This window comes from Streptomyces yangpuensis (assembly GCF_024666385.1).
GTDB lineage: Bacteria > Actinomycetota > Actinomycetes > Streptomycetales > Streptomycetaceae > Streptomyces > Streptomyces yangpuensis.
Genome location: NZ_CP102514.1, coordinates 1109251 through 1127119, shown reverse-complemented (window position 1 = coordinate 1127119; position 17869 = coordinate 1109251). Strand labels below are relative to the sequence as shown.

The 17869-nt window shown below is 73.3% G+C and carries 13 protein-coding genes; 10 read left to right on the top strand and 3 right to left on the bottom strand.

Annotated features, from left to right (window positions below):
- Positions 1–113: 113 nt before the first annotated feature.
- Complete coding sequence (locus NRK68_RS05175; protein WP_257855169.1) at positions 114–1031, bottom strand: helix-turn-helix domain-containing protein; 918 nt, start codon at positions 1029–1031, stop codon at positions 114–116.
- Positions 1032–1197: 166 nt separating this feature from the next.
- Here NRK68_RS05175 and NRK68_RS05170 point away from each other — a divergent pair, with 166 nt between their 5' ends.
- From NRK68_RS05170 to NRK68_RS05135, 8 genes are all read left to right on the top strand, one after another.
- Entirely contained in the window at positions 1198–2619 is a 1422-nt protein-coding gene (locus tag NRK68_RS05170) for an MFS transporter (protein ID WP_257855168.1), read from the top strand.
- Positions 2620–2691: 72 nt separating this feature from the next.
- Positions 2692–3549 (top strand): alpha/beta hydrolase, encoded by an 858-nt coding sequence (locus tag NRK68_RS05165; protein WP_183068165.1) that lies wholly within the window; start codon positions 2692–2694, stop codon positions 3547–3549.
- 65 nt (positions 3550–3614) lie between these two features.
- Positions 3615–4199: a hypothetical protein gene (locus NRK68_RS05160; RefSeq protein WP_257855148.1), complete on the top strand. Its 585-nt coding sequence runs from the start codon at positions 3615–3617 to the stop codon at positions 4197–4199.
- A 13-nt stretch (positions 4200–4212) separates the two neighbouring features.
- A complete protein-coding gene (locus tag NRK68_RS05155; RefSeq protein ID WP_257855147.1) occupies positions 4213–5178 on the top strand; it encodes an MsnO8 family LLM class oxidoreductase in 966 nt (321 codons plus the stop codon).
- A gap of 149 nt (positions 5179–5327) precedes the next feature.
- On the top strand, positions 5328–6065 hold the full coding sequence (locus NRK68_RS05150; RefSeq protein ID WP_257855145.1) for a tyrosine-protein phosphatase: 738 nt from the start codon (positions 5328–5330) through the stop codon (positions 6063–6065).
- 146 nt (positions 6066–6211) lie between these two features.
- A complete protein-coding gene (locus tag NRK68_RS05145) occupies positions 6212–7156 on the top strand; it encodes a hypothetical protein (protein WP_052758093.1) in 945 nt (314 codons plus the stop codon).
- Positions 7153–7800, top strand: coding sequence for a hypothetical protein (locus tag NRK68_RS05140; RefSeq protein WP_183068162.1), 648 nt, complete (start codon positions 7153–7155; stop codon positions 7798–7800). The genes NRK68_RS05145 and NRK68_RS05140 overlap by 4 nt, the downstream gene beginning before the upstream one ends.
- A complete protein-coding gene (locus NRK68_RS05135; protein ID WP_183068161.1) occupies positions 7781–8602 on the top strand; it encodes an inositol monophosphatase family protein in 822 nt (273 codons plus the stop codon). Before NRK68_RS05140 ends, NRK68_RS05135 begins: the two co-directional genes overlap by 20 nt.
- Before the next feature lie 16 nt (positions 8603–8618).
- On the opposite strand, the gene NRK68_RS05130 is transcribed toward NRK68_RS05135, so the two are convergent.
- Entirely contained in the window at positions 8619–9809 is a 1191-nt protein-coding gene (locus NRK68_RS05130) for an SLC13 family permease (protein WP_257855141.1), read from the bottom strand.
- Between the two features lie 157 nt (positions 9810–9966).
- Here NRK68_RS05130 and NRK68_RS36725 point away from each other — a divergent pair, with 157 nt between their 5' ends.
- Positions 9967–15831, top strand: coding sequence for a WD40 domain-containing protein (locus NRK68_RS36725; protein ID WP_308296063.1), 5865 nt, complete (start codon positions 9967–9969; stop codon positions 15829–15831).
- Positions 15832–15997: 166 nt separating this feature from the next.
- Here the strand turns inward: NRK68_RS36725 and NRK68_RS05110 are convergent, their stop codons facing one another.
- Positions 15998–16591 carry an isochorismatase family protein gene (locus NRK68_RS05110; RefSeq protein WP_183068186.1) on the bottom strand — a complete coding sequence of 198 codons (594 nt, stop codon included), beginning with the start codon at positions 16589–16591 and terminating at the stop codon, positions 15998–16000.
- Positions 16592–16791: 200 nt separating this feature from the next.
- On the opposite strand from NRK68_RS05110, the gene NRK68_RS05105 reads away from it, so the two are divergent.
- Positions 16792–17799: a GlxA family transcriptional regulator gene (locus NRK68_RS05105; RefSeq protein WP_183068158.1), complete on the top strand. Its 1008-nt coding sequence runs from the start codon at positions 16792–16794 to the stop codon at positions 17797–17799.
- Positions 17800–17869 lie beyond the last annotated feature (70 nt).

The following is a 17869-nucleotide window of genomic DNA, read 5'->3' as shown; positions in this document are numbered from 1 at the left end:
GCGTCGGGTCCGGTTTCGGCCGGCGAGCCGTCCGGTGAGCGCACCCCGGTCAGCGCGGCCGCCCGCGACTGACCCGACCGCCCCACCGCCCCACCGCCCGGCAGCCCACCGTCCTACCGCTCACCGCCCGCGTCGGCCTCCGCCGGCGCGGGCTCCGGCGTACCCCGGCCCGTACCCGCCTCCCCGGCGGTCAGGCTCGACAGCATGCGCAGCCCCGCGTCGGAGGGGGAGGACTCGGGGGCGCTGTAGAGCAGCATCCGGTGGTTGGTGCCGTCGGTGAGGTGCAGGTTCTCGAAGTCCAGGGTCAGCGGGCCCACCACCGGGTGGTGCAGGGTCTTCGTACCGACCGTGCAGTCCCGCACCGGGTGCTTGGACCACAGCGAGGCGAAGTCCGGGCTCTGCAGCATGAGCGAGCCGATGAGCTCGGCCAGCGCACGGTCCTCGGGATTGCGCCCCGCGACCAGGCGCAGCGCCGCCAGTGCGACCCGGGCCTCGCTCTTCCAGTCCGTGTACAGCTCCCGCGTGTGCGGGTCGAGGAACAGCATCCGCGTGAGGTTCGGCCGTACGGCGGGATCGTCGGGGCTCGCGAAGTCCAGATGCCCGGCGAGCAGTGCGTGGCCCAGCCGGTTCCAGGCGAGCACGTTGTTGCGGCCGTCCAGGACCACGGCGGGGACCTGCGGCATCGCGCCGATCAGCCGGCGCGTGGTGTCGCGGGCGTACTCGGGGCGGGGTGACGGGGCGCGCTTGGCGCGCGGCGGGCGGGCCAGGTTGTGCAGGTGGGCGTGCTCGTCCGGGGTCAGGCGCAGCGCACGGGCCAGCGCGTCGAGGACGCTGTCCGAGGCGTTCGTGCTCTGCCCCTGCTCCAGGTGCGTGTAGTACGTGATGCTCACACCGGCCAGCAGGGCGAGTTCCTCGCGCCGCAGCCCAGGCACGCGCCGCCGGGTGCCGTGGGACGGCAGGCCGACGTCCTCGGGCTGGAGCTGCGCGCGACGGGTACGGAGGAACTCGCCCAGAGCGGTCGGTGTGTCCATGCGTTCCAGTGTGCCGGGGGAGGCCGCCGTACGCTGCCCCGGAAGGTGGCCCTGGGAGTGCTAGCTTGCGCGGCGCCAGCACAACCAGTGGGCTGGGTAACCCCTTCCGACCGGTCCAGAGTCGATGACGCAACACACCGTTGCGTCATCGAAAGGGAGTCTGGCGATGTCGGTTGTCGAGGGTGCGAGGGTTGATGCGGGTGTGGGGGAGGTGGGGCCGGTCCGGTTGGACGGGCGTTTGAGGTTGGTTCTTGTGGTGCTGCTGGTGGCGCAGTTCATGCTGGCGGTGGATTTCTCGATCCTGAATGTGGCGTTGCCGGTGATCGGTGACGGGCTCGGGTTCTCGTTGTCGAGTCTGCAGTGGATCGCGACGTCGTTCGCGTTGTGTGCGGCGGGTTTCACGTTGTTGTTCGGGCGGGTCGCGGATCTGTTCGGGCGTCGGCGGTTGTTCCTGGTGGGTCTGGCGGTGCTGGGTCTGTCGTCGTTGGTGGGTGGTCTGGCGACGTCGCCGGAGATGCTGATCGCGGCGCGTGTCTTCCAGGGTCTGGCGACGGCCGCGGTGACGCCGGCGGGTCTGTCGCTGCTGACGACGTCGTTCCCGGAGGGTCCGCTGCGTGAGAAGGCGCTGGGTCTGAACGGTGCGTTGATGTCGGCGGGGTTCACCACGGGTGCGATTCTGGGTGGTGTTCTGACGGATCTGCTGTCGTGGCGGTGGGCGTTCTTCATCAACGTTCCCGTCGCTCTGGCCGTACTGCTGATCGCTCCCACGGTGATCAAGGAGTCTCGTCCGGAGGTGCGTCCGCGGCTGGATGTTCCGGGTGCGACGGCGGTGACGTTGGGTCTGCTGGCTCTGATCTATGGGCTGACGCAGGCGGGTGAGCATGGTTGGGGTGCGCCGTCGGCGTTGGGCTGGCTGGCTGCCGGTGTGGTGCTGCTGGTTGTCTTCTATGTGATCGAGTCGAAGAGTTCGGCCCCGCTGGTGCCGGTTTCGGTGTTGAAGAAGAAGACGGTGGCGTGGGGGAACATCGCGGGTCTGATCGCGTTCCTGACGGAGACGAGTCTGGTGTTCCTGATGACTCTCTACCTTCAGGAGGTGCTGGACTTCTCGCCTTTGACGGCTGGTCTGTCGTTCGGTGTGCTGGGTGTGGGCACGGTGATCGGTGGTTCGGTCGCGCCTCGGGTGATCGGTGCGGTGGGGACGCGGTCGACGTTGATCGTCGGTGGTGTGCTGCAGGCGGTGGCGACGGTGAGTCTGGTGGCTCTGGGTGAGACGTCGGCGTCGATGTGGCTGTTGCTGGTCGCGACGTTCGTGGGTGGTGTCGGGAACATGCTGGTGATCGTCGGGTTCATGGTGACGGCGACGACGGGGCTGCCGGATCGTGAGCAGGGTATGGCGACGGGTCTGGCGACGATGACGCAGCAGATCGGTATCACGATGGGTACGCCGATCATGTCGGCGGTGGCCGCGGCGAACAGCGACATCCACGCGGGTATCACCACGGCCGTCATCGTGAACACCGCGATCGTGGTCCTCGGGGTCCTCACCACCGTCCTCTTCCTCCGCACCAAGAAGCAGCCCGGCAACTAAGGCAACTCCGCCTTGTGACACACCTGCCGAGGCGGCGAACGTAGGCCCCAGGCACGGAGGGAAGGAACCCCGATGGCAACACCCACCCACTCGGCCGCCGGAAAGAGCCGTGCCCAGATCCGCTGGGAGCACGCGAGCATCCCCTCCCCGTCAGGTCCCCTCCCCGCGAGGGTGTACCGGCCGGCGGCAACCGCACCTCAGGGCTGGCTGGTCTGGGCGCACGGTGGCTCCTGGCGCGCCGGATCCGCCCAGGACTGGCACGGCGCCACCGCCGACCTCGCCCGGTCCTCCGGCTTCGCCGTCGTCGGCGTCGACTACCGGCTGGTCCCCGAGGTACGCCACCCGGCCATGGTCGAGGACGTACTGGCAGCGCTGGCCTGGGCCCGGGAACAGGCCGGGCAATCCGCTCCCGTCGCGGTCGGCGGCGACAGCGCGGGAGCCACCCTGGCCGCCTGTGCCGCCCTCGCCTGCCGGGACCGCGGCCTCCCGCTGGCCGCCCAGCTGCTCGCCTACCCGCCGCTGGACCCCGGCTGCACGGCCGCCTCGTACCACCGCTTCCCCGACATGTTCCCCACGGCCTCCTACCTGAGGGCGGCCTGGCAGGACTACCGGGACCCGGGCCGGCCTACCGCCGCCGACGGCACCCCGCTCCACAGCACCCCCTTCGAGGCGGCCGACCTGCGCGGCGTGGCGCGGGCCGTCCTGGCCACCGGCGACCTCGACCCCGTCAGTGACGACGTGCACCGCTACGCACGCCTGCTGCACGCGGCCGGAGTGGAGGTCACCCTGCGGGAGTTCGGGCAGACCGGCCACGGGGTGTTCCTCCAGCCGTGCCCCGCCACCGGCGGCGGACCTGACACGGCCTCCCTGCGCGGCTGGCTGGGCGTGGCCCTGCGCCTGCTCACCTCACCGGCGGGTCCCGCCGCCTGAGGCGCACCCCACCCCTCCGGCCACGCCTCCCGACCGTTCGTCAACCCACCACACATGGAGCCGACATGAGCCCCCAAGCCCCCACCTTCAACGCCCCCGACCCCGACCCCGAAGCCTCCACCCCCGACGCTCCCGGCCTGGGCGCCCCCAACCTCGACGCCCTGTTACGGCACTTCGCCGACCTCCGCGACGGCCACCACGGCGGCGCCGTCACCCGCCCCGACAAGGAGGAGCACTTCCGCACCGCCGCACGGCTGCTCGACCCGTACGCCCGCCAGGCACTCACCGAGCTCAACGACGAACTCCTCCTGGGACAGGGTGTCGTCGACGCGAGCGGCGTACAGCGCGCCGACGACGGCAGCCTCTTCCACGCCTGGACCCTGTGGTGGGACGAGCAGTCGACCGCGGACATTCCGCCGGTGACGCTCTACGCCCACTACGGAGCGGGCTTCCACCACCCCCACCTGCGTGGCGCCACCGTCTCCGAATGGCCGCTGAACGTCTTCGACGACGCACAGGCCGCCGCCGAACTGCCCACGATGCGCGCCATCGCCGCGGCGGACCTGCACAACCTGGTCTTCGAGCGGGACTTCAGGATCGTCCCGGCGACCGTGGCGGGCGCCACCGGCCTCCCCGTACCCCAGCACTGAAAGGCGGTCCGTCATGAAGAAGCCGCGACTGTCCGTACTGGACCAGACCCCCGTCGGCGAGGACCACACCCCGGACCAGGCGCTGCGTGCCTCCGTGGACCTCGCCCGGGCCGCCGAGACCCTCGGGTACACCCGCTACTGGGCCGCCGAGCACCACGGCTCCCCGGGCTTCGCGAGCAGCGCCCCGGAGATCCTCGCGGGAGCCCTCCTCGCCCACACCTCGCACATGCGGATCGGCACCGGCGGGGTGCTGCTGCCCCGCTACGACCCGGCGAAGGTCGCCGAGGTCTTCGGAGTGCTCGCCTCCCTCCACCCGGGCCGCGTCGACCTCGGCATCGGCCGGGCCGGCGGCCCCGCCCGCGACTTCCCGCAGCGGCTGGCGCAGCTGACCGCACTGCTGGGCGAGGGCGGCGTCGTACCCCATCCGCCGGTCCCGCCGCAGATGTGGCTCCTGGGCGCGGGGCGCGAATCGGCGCGGCTCGCCGGGCTGCTGGGCACCGAGTTCGCGTTCGGGCACTTCTTCTCCCCGGCCGGCGGCACGGAGGCGTTCGACGACTACCGCGCCCAGTTCCGCAGGGCCACCGGCCGGCCCGCGGGCGGCGCCCTCGCGGTACGCGTGGTCACGGCCGACAGCGCCGGCCGTGCCGAGGAACTGGCCCAGAGCCTGCTGCTGTGGCGCGCCCGCAAGGACCTCGGCCAGGACGCTCCGCTGCCGTCGTACGAGACCACGCGCCGGCACCGCTGGACGGGCGCGGAGCTGGAGCGGGCCAAGGTGCACCGCACGGCCCTCGTCTCCGGGGCGCCCGAGCAGGTGCACGCCGTACTGACCGGGCTCGCCGCCACCCACGGGGTCGACGAGCTGATCGTCAACACCCTGACGGCCGACCCCGCCGACCGGCAGCGCTCCTACGAGCTGCTGGCCGAGGCCTTCGCCCTCCCGGCGGCCCGGCGGGAGGCGGCCGTGACGGCCGCCGGCTGAGGCCGTGACCCCCCGTTCCCGCCGCGCCCGCGGCGCCCGCGAGGCCCGCGACGCCCGCACCGGGCGCCGCGGGCGCGGGCCGGATGATCTACGGTGAGCGGCCGGGGTGCCGTCGGCCGGACGGCGACCGAGGACGAGGGGGAGCACCGATGGACCGGCACGTCGCATTCGAGCGGCTGCACAACTTCCGCGACCTGGGCGGCTACGGGAGCCGTGACGGCGGGACCGTCCGGTGGCGGACCCTGTACCGCGCCGACTCCCTGGGCAAGCTGACCGGCGCCGACTGGGACAGGTTCCTGGAGCTGGGCATCGGCACCGTGATCGACCTGCGCTACCCGTGGGAGATCGAGGCCAAGGGCCGCGTGCCGGAGGCGGAGCGGTTCCGGTACGTCAACCTGAGCATCGAGCACCGGCCCTACGACCAGGCCGAGATCGACCCCGGCCTCGACCCCTGGCGCTACCTCGCCGACCGGTTCGCGGAAGTCACCGAGGACGGCGCCGAGGAGATCCGGCAGGTCCTGGAGACCATCGCCGACGCGCCCGGGCCGGTGGTCTTCCACTGCACCTCGGGCAAGGACCGGACCGGTCTGATCGCCGCGTTCGTCCTCACCCTGCTCGGCGTCCCCGAGGAACAGGTCCTCGCCGACTTCGCGCTCACCGAGCTGGCCACCGAACGCCTCGCCGCCGACTGGCGGGCCGCCAACCCCGACCGGGTCATGAAGTGGCCGAGCTACGGCCGCGCCCCCGCGGTGGTCATGGAGCTGGTGCTGGCGGACCTCCAGGCCCGCCACGGTTCGGTGCACGGCTACCTCCAGGACCGGGTGGGACTGCCGGAGCGGACCGCGGAGCGGCTGCGCGCCCGGCTGCTGACCGCTGCCGAGAACTGACCGCCCCGCCACGCGGCCGGCCGCGCCGACACCGCGAAGCGTGAACCGGCGTGCGCGAGAGCGCTGCCCTGCGACGCGAAGTCGCTCTGGTGGCGCCGCCGGAGGATCCCTACCATCGGAGCAGGGGCGGGGGAGGGGGTGCGTTGATGGCAGCGCAGGTCGGGCGGCTGGAGCGCTTCGTGGCCTGGGTGCTGCGCAACGCCGATGTCGTCGTCGCCCTCTGTGTGGCGATGGGCATCGGCTTCCTGGAGATCTTCGGTGACGTCGTCAGTGACGACGTCTCCTCCGGTGCCACCCTCGTCGTCCTCGGCCTCCTCGCGACCGGCTCGATCGTCGAACGTGTCCGCCGGCCCGCCGTCATCCACGAGGCACTGAGCGGGACCCGCCAGGCCCTGGAGGACCTCGCCATGGTCCGCTCGCTCTCCGGCAACGAGGTCGGCGAGGCACTGCGCAAGGCCAGGCAGCACACCAACCTCTGGTACTTCAAAGGCGGTACGGGCACCTACCTCAGGGCGGTCACACTGCCGCTGTGCGTGGCCGCCGCCAAGGAGCAGCGCTCCCAGCTCAACGTGAAGATCGACATCGTCAATCCGGCCGACGAGCGCGCCTGCGCCGCCTACGCCCGGTTCCGGCAGATGTTCGGCGGGCAGCGCGGGGGCGACGAGGTGTGGACCACCGACCGGGTCCGCCGGGAGTCGTACGCGACCGTCCTCGCCGCCTGCTGGTACCAGCGGCAGCTGACCACCCTCGAGATCAGCGTGCACCTCTCGTCCGCCGTGCCCACCCTGCGCTTCGACCTCTCCGAAACCTGCCTCGTCATCACCCAGGACGACCGGTCCCGGGTGAACCTGCTGGTGGAGCGTGGACAACCGCTCTACGACTACTACGTCACCGAGTTGCACCAGAGCCGCGAGCAGGCCACCGTGCTCGATCTGCGCGTCGCGTCGCCCCTCGGCCAGGAACCCACCGTCGACGAAGTGCGGACGCTCTTCGACGACCTGGGGCTCCCGCTGCCGCGCGTCTTCACCGACAGCGACATCGGCAGGATCATCGAGAAGGCCCTGCACGCGGAGGACCCCTACAGGAGGTGAGGCGCTCCGGCGCGCGTGCCATGGACCACGAGCTCGAAAGGACCCTTGTCTCCCTGGAGGAGATCGCCTCCGGGGAACGCGAGTTACGGGCCGTCCGCCATCCCCTCGGGTTCCTGTGCCTGCCCCTGCTGAGAGAGGGCCTGCGCGGTATCTGCGTACACCTCTTCGAGGCAGGCAACCGCGCCGAGCCCGACGCCTCCCCGATGCACGCCCACAGCTGGGAACTGCGCAGCCGCGTGCTGTACGGCCGGGTCGCGAACCTGCCCGTCCGCACGCGGGCGGTGCCCGACGGTGAGGAGGGCGCCACCCACCGGGTGTTCGAGGTGCACAGCCACAGCGACGGCGTGGACGAGATCCGCCCCACGCCCCTGCTGGTGCGCAGCGAGCCGGGGCCCGCCCGCATCAGCACCGGCGGCGAGACCTACACCTTGCCCGCGGGCGAGTTCCACGCCACCGCCCTGGAGGGCCCGGAACCGGCGGCCACCCTCGTGCACGGCCTGTCGGTCCCCGGCCGGCGGGACCTCTCGCTCGGCCCGCTCGACGGCCGGCCGCGCCGCACGACCCGCCGGCTGTGCGACAGGGCGCAGACCGTGCACAGCGTCCACACCGTCCTCAGGAGGATCGATGCCCAACAACGGGCCTGATTTCGCCCGGGAGCGGCAGATCGCCGTCGCCGCGGCGGAGGAGGCGGGCGGTCTGCTGCGCAGGCGCTTCGGCGCGGTGCACTGCCTGCGGACGAAGGACGAGTACGGCGACGTACAGGTCGACCTCGACCTCGCCGCCGAGCAACTCGTCCTCGGCCGGATCCGGCGGCACTTCCCGGACGACCGGATCCTGTCCGAGGAGGCCGGACTCCTGGACGCCGACGGCGAACGCACCTGGCTGGTCGACCCGCTGGACGGCAGCAACAACGTCGTGATCGGACTGCCCGCCTACGCGGTCGGCATCGGGCTGTGCCTGGCCGGTGTCCCGGTGCTGGGCGTGGTGCACGAGCCGGTCACGGCGGAGACCTGGCACGCGGTGAGGGGCCACGGCGCCCACGGCTCCGGCGGGGCGCTGGCCGGGCCCGCTCCCGGGCTGCCGTCCGCCGGACCCGTCGTCGCCTGGACCCAGGGATACGCCGTACGGCGCGGGGACGCGACCGCGGTCGCGCTGCGCGGCGTACTGGAGCTGCACTGCCGGCGGGTCCTGCAGCTGTGGGCGCCGCTGCTCGGCTGGAGCCTGCTGGCGCGCGGCACCATCGACGCCTTCGTGGGCTACCGCGCCGAGGGCGTGGACCTGCCGACGGGGGCGCTGCTCGCGGCCGAGGCCGGGGTGGAGCTGCGCACCCTGGCCGGGGCGCCGTTCACCCCCGGTTTCGCCGGGGACGACTCCGGGCGCAGCTTCGTCGCGGCGCGCGGCGAGACCCTGGCGTACCTGCTGCGGGAGGTCGGCGCCGTCACCTGAAGGCTGTCCGGCCGGCTCAGGTGGTGGCGGCCAGCGCCAGCGTCGCCGACAGGGTGCCGGCCACCGAGAGGACGAGTCCCGTACCGAGGAAACGGCGCAGGTCGATGCGGGTGCCGTGCCAGCGGCACCGCTCGAACCACAGCAGGGTGGCCAGGGACGCCCACGGTGTGATGACCGGGCCGACGTTGACGCCGATGAGCTGCGCCAGCAGCTGCTGGTGGTTGGCCTCCGGGATGGCCGCCTCGCCCGCCAGGTACGCCGGCAGGTTGTTGAGCACGTTGGAGAAGCCCGCGCCGACCGCCGCCGACCGCAGCATCCCGACGAGGCCGTTGTCCGACCCCATCGCCGCGGCCAGGAGGTCGTGCAGCCCGTGTGCGTTGACGGTCTCCACGACCAGGAACATGCCCGGCACCAGCACGAGCAGCCGCCACGGCACCAGGGACAGGCGCAGCGCCCCGCGGTCGCGGATCGCGAAGGCCGCGACCACGACCAGGGCCGCCGTCATCGACGCCGACCACAGCGGCACGTCGGCGAGGAGCAGCGCCACCAGGAACCCGCCGCACGCCACCGCGCACACCCGGAACAGGACACGGTCCTTCGGACTCGGCGGCGCCGGCGGCGCGTAGCTGACCGCGCCGCGCCGCCCCGGACGCCAGTAGAAGCCCCACAGGCAGGCCATCGTCACGGCTATGGCGGCCAGCTGCGGCGCCCACATGGTGGCGGCCATCTCCGACGGGGCCAGCGCGACCCGGTCGGCGGCCAGCAGGTTCGTCAGGTTCGACACGGGAAGCAGCAGGCTCGCCGTGTTGGCCAGCCACACCGTGGTCATCGCCAGCGGTACGGCCGCGATGCCCACCCGCGTCGCCAGCGCCAGCATCACCGGGGTCAGCAGGACCGCCGTCGTGTCCAGGTTCAGGGTGATCGTCGTGACGGACGCGAACGCGACGCAGAGGCAGAAGAGCAGGGCGTAGTTGCCGCGGCCCACCCGTGCCACCCAGGTGGCGACCACGTCGAAGACCTCGGCCTTGCCCGTCAGCTCGGCGAGGACGATGACGGTGGCCAGGAAGACCACCAGGGGCCCGATGCGTTCCAGGACGTCCCCGGCGGGTTCGCGCGGCAGCAGGCCGGTGGCGACGCAGAGCACCCCGAGTGCGAGCAGCCCGCCGGCCAGCCAGTCCAGTGGATGCAGACGCCTGAGGAGAGACACGGCGAACAGAGTCGCACACGCACGCGCCCCGGCGGCAGACGGTCCCGGCCGGAACCGGACACCCCCGCGGGGCCGGGGTGAGCGGACCCGCACGCTCCGCGACGCCGCCCCGCACGGACCGGGGCGCGGCCGGAGCCCCCGCCCTACCATGGTCCTCATGATGACGGACGGGCAATTCGGGGCGTCAGTACGGGAGTTCGACTTCTTCATCAGCTATTCGCCGGCGGACGAGCCATGGGCGGCGTGGATCGCCTGGACCCTGGAGGAAGCCGGCTACCGCACGGTCGTCCAGGCCTGGGACTTCGTACCGGGAACCAACTTCATCGACTTCATGGACCGCGGGGTCAGCGAGTCCGTCGCGGTGATCGCCGTCCTGTCGCGCCACTACGAACGCTCCACGTACGGGCGCATGGAGTGGCAGGCCGCGCTCCGCGCCTCCCCCGAGTCACCCGAACGACGTCTGCTGACCGTCCGGGTGGACGAGATGCCCATCGAGGGGCTCCTCGCCACCATCACCTACGTCGACCTGGTGGGCGTCGCCGACACCGACACCGCCCGCTCCCTGCTGCTCACCCGGGTCGAACAGGCCGTCGACGGACACGCCCGCCCCGGCCGGCGGCCCGGCTACCCCGGCAGCGCACCGGCCGGTACCCAGGGCGGCGCACCGGGCATCCCCCGCCTCCCCGCGCAGGCCCACCCCGGCGGACTCCGGCCGAGCGCGCTCGCCGGCCCCGGCTGGGCGGGCCGCCGCCGGCCGGCCCGCGCGCCCCTCTACCCGCAGGCCTCCCCGGGAGGCCTCCCCGGCCGCGCCCAGGAGGCCGTGACCGTCCTGCACCTGGCCGGGCCCGACTTCGGGCGGGGCCGCGAGCCCGACGCGCTCAGCCGCCAGATCCGCGGCGACCTCATCATGCTCAGGGACGCTGGAGCGCCGTCCCCGGACCTGATGGTGGTCACCGGCGACCTCACCGCCTCCGGCAGCCCCCGCGAATGCGACCAGGCCCTCAGCTTCCTCACCACCCTGCGCTCCCAGCTCGACCTGTCGCCGCAGCGGGTGATGGTCGTACCCGGCGCGCAGGACGTGAACCAGGCCGCCTCCCAGGCCTACTTCCACACCTGCGAGGCCGACGAGGTGGCACCGCAGCCGCCGTACTGGCCCAAGTGGCGCCACTACACACGCCTGTTCCGCGGCCTCTATCAGGGACTGGACACCGTCTTCGACAGCGATCAGCCCTGGACCCTCTTCCCGGTGCCCGAACTGAGCACGGTCGTCGCCGGATTCAACTCCTCCATCGCCTACAGCCACCGCCAGGAGGAGCAGTACGGCTTCATCGGCCGTGACCAGGCCGCCTGGTTCGCCGAGGCCATGCGCCGCTACGAGGACGAGGGCTGGCTGCGCATCGGCGCCCTGCGCCACCCGCTCACCGACGGCCGCCGCCCCGGCGACGCGGTCGGCGGCCCCGGCGGACTGCGCGACGCCGACACCTTCGCCCGGCTGGCCGCCCCACGGCTGCACCTGCTCCTCCACGGCCCGACCGGCGGCCCCCGCACCCTCTCCGCCACCCCCGCCCACAGCCGGCTCACCGGACCCGCCGGCGGGCTGCCGCTCTTCGGCTCCGCGGCCCCCGCCCGCTTCCAGCTCCTCCGTGTCACCGCGGACGCCGTCACCCGCTGGGACGACCGGATCACGTCGGACGCCGAGCGGTTCCCCGGCGAATGGCGGCACACCCGCCGCGTGTTCCCCGTCCCCGAACTGCCCCCCGTGATCAACGTCGAGCACGCCCAGGGCCGGGCCCCCCTCGACGACCCCGCCGCCGCGCTCGCCGAACGGGTCAAGGAGATCTGCCGGGTGCGCAGGCAGGGCGTACGGCTGCGCGACGTCCCGCGCCGCGAGCCGGGCGACATGGTCCAGATCATGGCCACCTGGCAGGAGCAGGAGGACGACGTCGTCCAGCAGCAGCGCATCGCCGTCCACCCCGGGACGCCCACCGAGGAGGAACTCGACCGGTTCGTCGGCCAGGTGCACGCCACCGACTCCGGCTCCGAGGCCGTCCTCGTCCACGGAGGTGACGCACCGGCCGGCGTACTGCGGCACCGGGCGGCCGCCCACGGCGTACGGGTCCGGGTGCGCAGCTTCATCGAATTCCAGGGCCTGCTCGACCTGCGCGGCTACGTCGCCGCACAGACGGCCCGGCTCAGCAGCAGCGAACAGTACGCCCCCGGCCTGTACCTGCCCCAGCGCTACCGCGACGCCGACCGCCCCGACGGACAGGAGCACGACGGCCTCGTCGAGGAACTGCTGGAGCTCCTCGAATCCGACCACGGCCGCTTCGTCCTGCTCCTCGGCGACTTCGGACACGGCAAGACCTTCGCGCTGCGCGAGCTGGCCCGCCGCATCCCCGAACAGCTCCCGCACCTCACGCCGCTGCTGATCCCGCTCAACACCCTCGACCGGGCGCACAGCCTCGAAGGCCTCGTCGCCGCCCACCTCGCCGGCCACGGCGTCGACACCATCGACCTGCGGGCCCTGCGCTACATGCTCGCCCAGGGCCGCGTCGTCCTGCTCTTCGACGGCTTCGACGAACTGGTCCACCGGGTCAGCTACGACCGGGCCGCCGACCACCTCCAGGTCCTCCTCGACGCCGCCGTCGACAACGCCAAGATCGTCGTCAGCAGCCGCACCCAGCACTTCAAGTCGCACGCCCAGGTCCTCACCGCGCTCGGCGAGCGCGTCGGACTCCTCCCGCAGCGCCGCGTCCTGTCCGTGGAGGGCTTCACCCCGGCACAGATCCGCTCCTACCTCGTGCGAAGCTACGGCGACGAAGCCGCCGCCGACCGCCGCTACCAGCTCCTGCGCAACATCCCCGACCTGCTGATGCTCTGCCGCAACCCGCGGCTGCTGTCCTTCGTCGCGGACCTGAGCCAGGACCAGCTCCGCGCGGTCGCCGGAGCGGGCCGCGCGCTCAGCCCGGCCCGGCTGTACGAGGACGTCTTCACCTCCTGGCTCGGCCACGAGGAGGCACGCGGCCAGGGCGGCCCCGGCGCCCCGCCCGGACTCACCGTCGACGAGCTCTGGGCGGCCGTGACCGCTCTGGCCTGGCGGCTGTGGGAGAGCGGCCGCAGCGCCCTGCGCCTGGACGAGCTCACCGAGACCGTCGCCGCCACCCTCAGCGAGCTCACCGAGTCCCCGCTCACCCCGTCCGAACGGGCCCAGGCGGTCGGCGCCGGCAGCCTGCTCGTCCGCAGCTCCGACGGCGTCTTCCAGTTCATCCACGGCTCCGTCGTCGAATGGCTCGTGGCGCGCGAGGCCGCCCACCAGCTGGGCCGCGGCAGCCATGCCCTCCTCGTCGCCCGCCCCCTCAGCCAGCTCGCCGTCGAGTTCTTCTGCGACCTCGCCGACCACGAGCTGTGCGCCCGGTGGGTGCGCGAGGTCCTCGACGCCCCCGGCCGCGGGGTCAGCGACGCCGCCCGCGCCAACGCCGTCCGCATCAGCGACCGCCTGCGCGTGCCGGCCAACGCCGACCTGCGCGGCGCCAGGCTGGCCGGTGAGGACCTCTCGCACCGCGACTTCTGCGGGGTCGACCTCTCCGACGCCGATCTGACGGACACCCGGCTCATCGGCGCCAACCTCTCCGGGGCCCGGCTGCGCGGCACCCGGCTGACCGGCGCCCGCCTGGACCGGGCCGACCTCGGCGGAGCCGACCTGACCGGCGCGAACCTCAGCCGGGCCCGCCTGATCCGGGCCGACCTGCGGGGCGCCGTGCTGACCGGCAGCCGCTGGCACCGGGCCGCGCTCATCGACGTCCGCCTGGACGACGCGGTACGGGCGGCCCCCGAACTCGCGACCGCCGCGATCGCCCCCGGCATGCCGGTGGACGCCGGATTCCGGCCGTCGGCGGTCGGCGTCCCGTACGGGTTCGGCATGCGCACCGGCCGGCTGCCCGAGCCCATCGCCTACAGCGCCGACGGTGAACTCCTCGCGGTCGGCAGCGAGGACGGCTCCGTCCTTGTCTGCGGCGCCGACGACGGCCGGGCGGTGCGCACCCTCCAGGGACACGAAGGACGCGTCTACGCGGTGAAGTTCCGCCCCGACGTCATCGCCACCGGCGGATCCGACGGCACCGTACGCCTCTGGGACCCGGTCACCGGCGCGTGCCGCCACAGCCTGCCGGTCCACCCCGACGGGGTGTGGCCGGTCTCCTTCGACGAGGCCGGCACGATCCTCGCCACCGGCGACAGCGAAGGCCTGGTCACGATCTGGGACGTGGCCACCGGCCGCCCCGTCCACCGGCTGCCCGGCCACACCGCACCCGTCTACACCGCCGTCCACAGCCGCGACGGCCATCTGCTCACCGGCGACGCGGCCGCGAAGGCACGGCTCTGGGACCTGAGCACCGGAACGTGCGTCCAGGAGCTCGACGGGCACCAAGGGGCCGTCTACCGGGCCCGGTTCAGCCCCGACGGCACCCTCTTCGCCACCGCGGACCGGGGCGCGGGCGGACAGGGCGGCACGGTACGGATCTGGCGGACCTCGGACGCCCGCCTGCTGCACGAGTTCACCGGTCACACCGGCCGGGTCTACGTCCTCGACTTCCACCCCGACGGCAGCCTCCTCGCCAGCGGCTGCACCGACGGCCAGGTCCGGCTCTGGGACCCGGTCGTCGGCACCCCCGCCGGCGTGCTCGAACGGGGAACGGGCGCCGTCTACCAGGTGCTGTTCGGCGACGACGGCAGGCTCCTCACCGCCTGTGACAGCAACGGCGCCGTCCGGCTGTGGACGGTCACCGGCGGCCCCCACGGCCACTCGATCGCCCTCCACGCCCAGCAGCCCGCCGACCACCGCGGCACCGCCTGGGCGTGCGCCTTCCGCCCCGGCGACACCCAGCTGCTCACCGTCGGCAACGACGGCGGTGCCCAGATCTGGGACACCGCCACCGGCCAGGGCAAACGCATCCTGCGCGGGCACGGCCGCAGGATCAGCACCGTCGCCTTCAGCGCGGACGGCTCCCACCTGGCGACCGCCGGCAACGACGGCGTCGTACGGCTCTGGGACACCCGCACCGGACGGTGTGCCGAGGAACTGTCCGGCCGCGGCGACCGGCTGGTCTCGGCGGTGTTCAGCCCCGTCGAACCCCTCCTGGTCACGGCCAGCAACGACGGCGACATGTACCTGTGGGACCCGCAGGGCGGCCACTACCTGCGCGAGCTGGACGCCGAGACCGAGCACGTGTGGGCGGAGGCCTTCAACGCCGACGGGACCCTGCTCGCCACCGCCAACGACGACGACTCCGTCCGCGTCTGGTTCCGCCCGACCGGCTCACCCGTGTCGAACCTGGCCGCGCACCGGGGCCGGGTCCGGTCCATCGCCTTCCGCTCCGACGGCGACGTCCTGGCCACCGGCTGCGACGACAGCGTCGTCCGGGTGTGGGAGGCCAGGAGCGGCCGCCTGGTGGAGGAACTCGGCGGCGCCGCCGGCCACGCGGACCGGGTGTACGGCGTCGCGTACGGCCAGGGCAGCGCGTGGCTGGCGAGCGCGAGCTGGGACGGCAGCGCCGTCGTCTGGCGCGACGGGGAGGCCCGGCTGCGGCTGCGCGGCCGGGGCGGACGGCTGTGGGCCGTGGCCGCCCATCCGGACCGGCCGCTGCTGGCCGCCGCGGGCGACGACCGGGCGGTCGCCCTGTGGCACGCCGGGACCGGCGAGCGGGTCACCGACCTCGTCGGCCACACCGGCCGGGTGCTCTCCCTCGCCTTCTCCCCGGACGGCGGTCTGCTGGCGAGCGGCGCCGAGGACGGCACCGTACGGCTCTGGAACATCCCGGCGGACGGGGAGCCGCCCTCGCTGCGCGCCACACTGATGGGCATGGCGGGCGGCTGGGCGGCGCTGACCCCGGCCGGCGGCTACAAGTACGAGGGCGACGTCGATGGCGAGTTCTGGCACGTGGTGGGCATGTCCCGGTTCGCACCGGGGGAGCTCGACGCATACCTGCCGGGCATCCACCGGCTGCCGCTCGGCGAGGAACTCTGACGCCGCACCCGGCCGCCCCGGGACCAGGGGTGTCCCGCCCGCCGTCCCCCGTCGGGGGTCGGGGGACGGGGGAGGTGACGCGGAGCGTCGTCGACCGCGGACGGCGCGGCGGGGCGGGTGGCGGGCGTCGCCAGCCCGGCGTGATCGGCGGGGCGCCCCCCGCGCCTCAGCCGAGGTCCGAGGCGGTCGGTACGACCACCCCGTACAGGTCGGCGACGGTCGCGAGGGCGGCGTGGTGGATCTGCCCGGCGGACAGCTCGGCGCCCACCGACCGCAACGGCCGGGTCGCGCAGGCCTCGGCGACCACGGTGGGCCGGTTGCCGCGCAGGAAAGCGCCCTCCACCGTGAAGGTCACGCACATGTTGGTCATGAAGCCGATGACGATGACGTGCTCGTTGCCCGCGGCGTCGAGGAGGTCGCCGAGGCCGGTGCCGACGAACGCGTTCGGGGCGGCCGTCTTGACGACGACACTCTCGCCGTCGACGGGTGCCACCCGGGGGTGGATCCGCCCGATGTCCTCCCGGACGTCGTACGGGGTCCCCGGGCCGCCGTCGTGCTGCACGTGGACGACCGTCGTGCCGGCGGCCCGGGCCCGCGCCAGCAGATCGGCGGCGGCGTCGAGGGCGGGCTCCCAGCCCGTCAGCTCCAGCACGCCCCGCGTGTAGGTGTTCTGATAGTCGACCAGGACGAGCGTGGCGTCGGCCAGGGAGGCCGGGGTCTGGTCGGCGCCGTTGAGCTCACGCAGGGTGGTCGCGGGCATGGGCATGGGTGTGGTCATGGAAGGGCCCTCCTCGGGCGTCGTGTCGTCGAAGTCCGGCCCCACCCAACGGTGGTGGCGGTGCTCAGAACGCTATGACCCCCCGGGGAATGTCGGCAATGTCATCCGAGTTGCAGAAACAGACATCGCCGGACGCCCCTCCCCGCCCCGGCCGTCGACTGACCGACCGAACGGAGACCCCCGTGAGCAGCGCCGAACGGCTCGTCGTCATCGTCCTCTTCGACGGTGTGGACCTGCTGGACGTCACCGGCCCCCCGGAGGTCTTCGCCCTCCTGCGCCGCGAGGCGGCCGACGGCGAGGGCTACCGCGTCGTCCTCGCCGCGGGGACCATGGACCCGGTGACCACCTCCGCCGGCGTCCGGATCCTGCCCGACACCACCTTCGCGGCGCTGGCCGGCAGGAGGGTCGACACCCTGCTCGTCCCGGGCTCGGTGGAGGCCGACGACACCGGCCGCACCCGTGCCGTCGCCGACCCCGCCGTCGTCGACCGGGTACGGACCCTCGCCGCCCGCTCCCGGCGCGTCGCGTCCGTCTGCGTGGGCGCCCACATCCTCGCCGAGGCCGGGCTGCTGGACGGCAGGCGCGCCACCACCCACTGGTCGACCGCGGCGCAGCTCGCCGCCGAGCACCCCGCCGTCCACGTCGACGCCGACCCGATCTTCATCCGCGACGGCGACGTGTGGACCGGCGCGGGCATCAGCGCCTGCCTCGACCTCTCCCTGGCCCTGGTCGCGGAGGACTTCGGCGAGGCCGCCGCCCTGCGCGTCGCCCGCCAACTCGTCATGTACCTCAAACGGCCCGGCGGACAGAGCCAGTTCAGCGTCCCGCTCGAACCCCTGTCCACCACCCGGCGGACGGAGGACCTCCGCCACCACATCACGCGCCACATCACCGGGCCGCTCACCGTCGCCGACCTCGCCGAGCACGCCCACGTCAGCGAGAGGCAGCTCACCCGGATCTTCAAGACGGAACTCGGCACCACCCCGGCCGCCTACATCGAATCGGCCCGCGTCGAGGTGGCGCGCCACCAGCTCGAAACCACCGACGCCACCCTCGACCGGATCGCCTCCGCCTGCGGTTTCAACACCACCGACACCCTGATCCGGGCCTTCCGCCGCACTCTCGACACGACCCCCACGGAGTACCGCAACCGCTTCCGCTCCACCGTCCGGGTGACGGCTCCCCGCTAGTCGGCCCCCTGTGCATCCGTCCCGCCCGCGACCGCGGAAGACATGAGGGAACCCACCACGGTCGACGGCG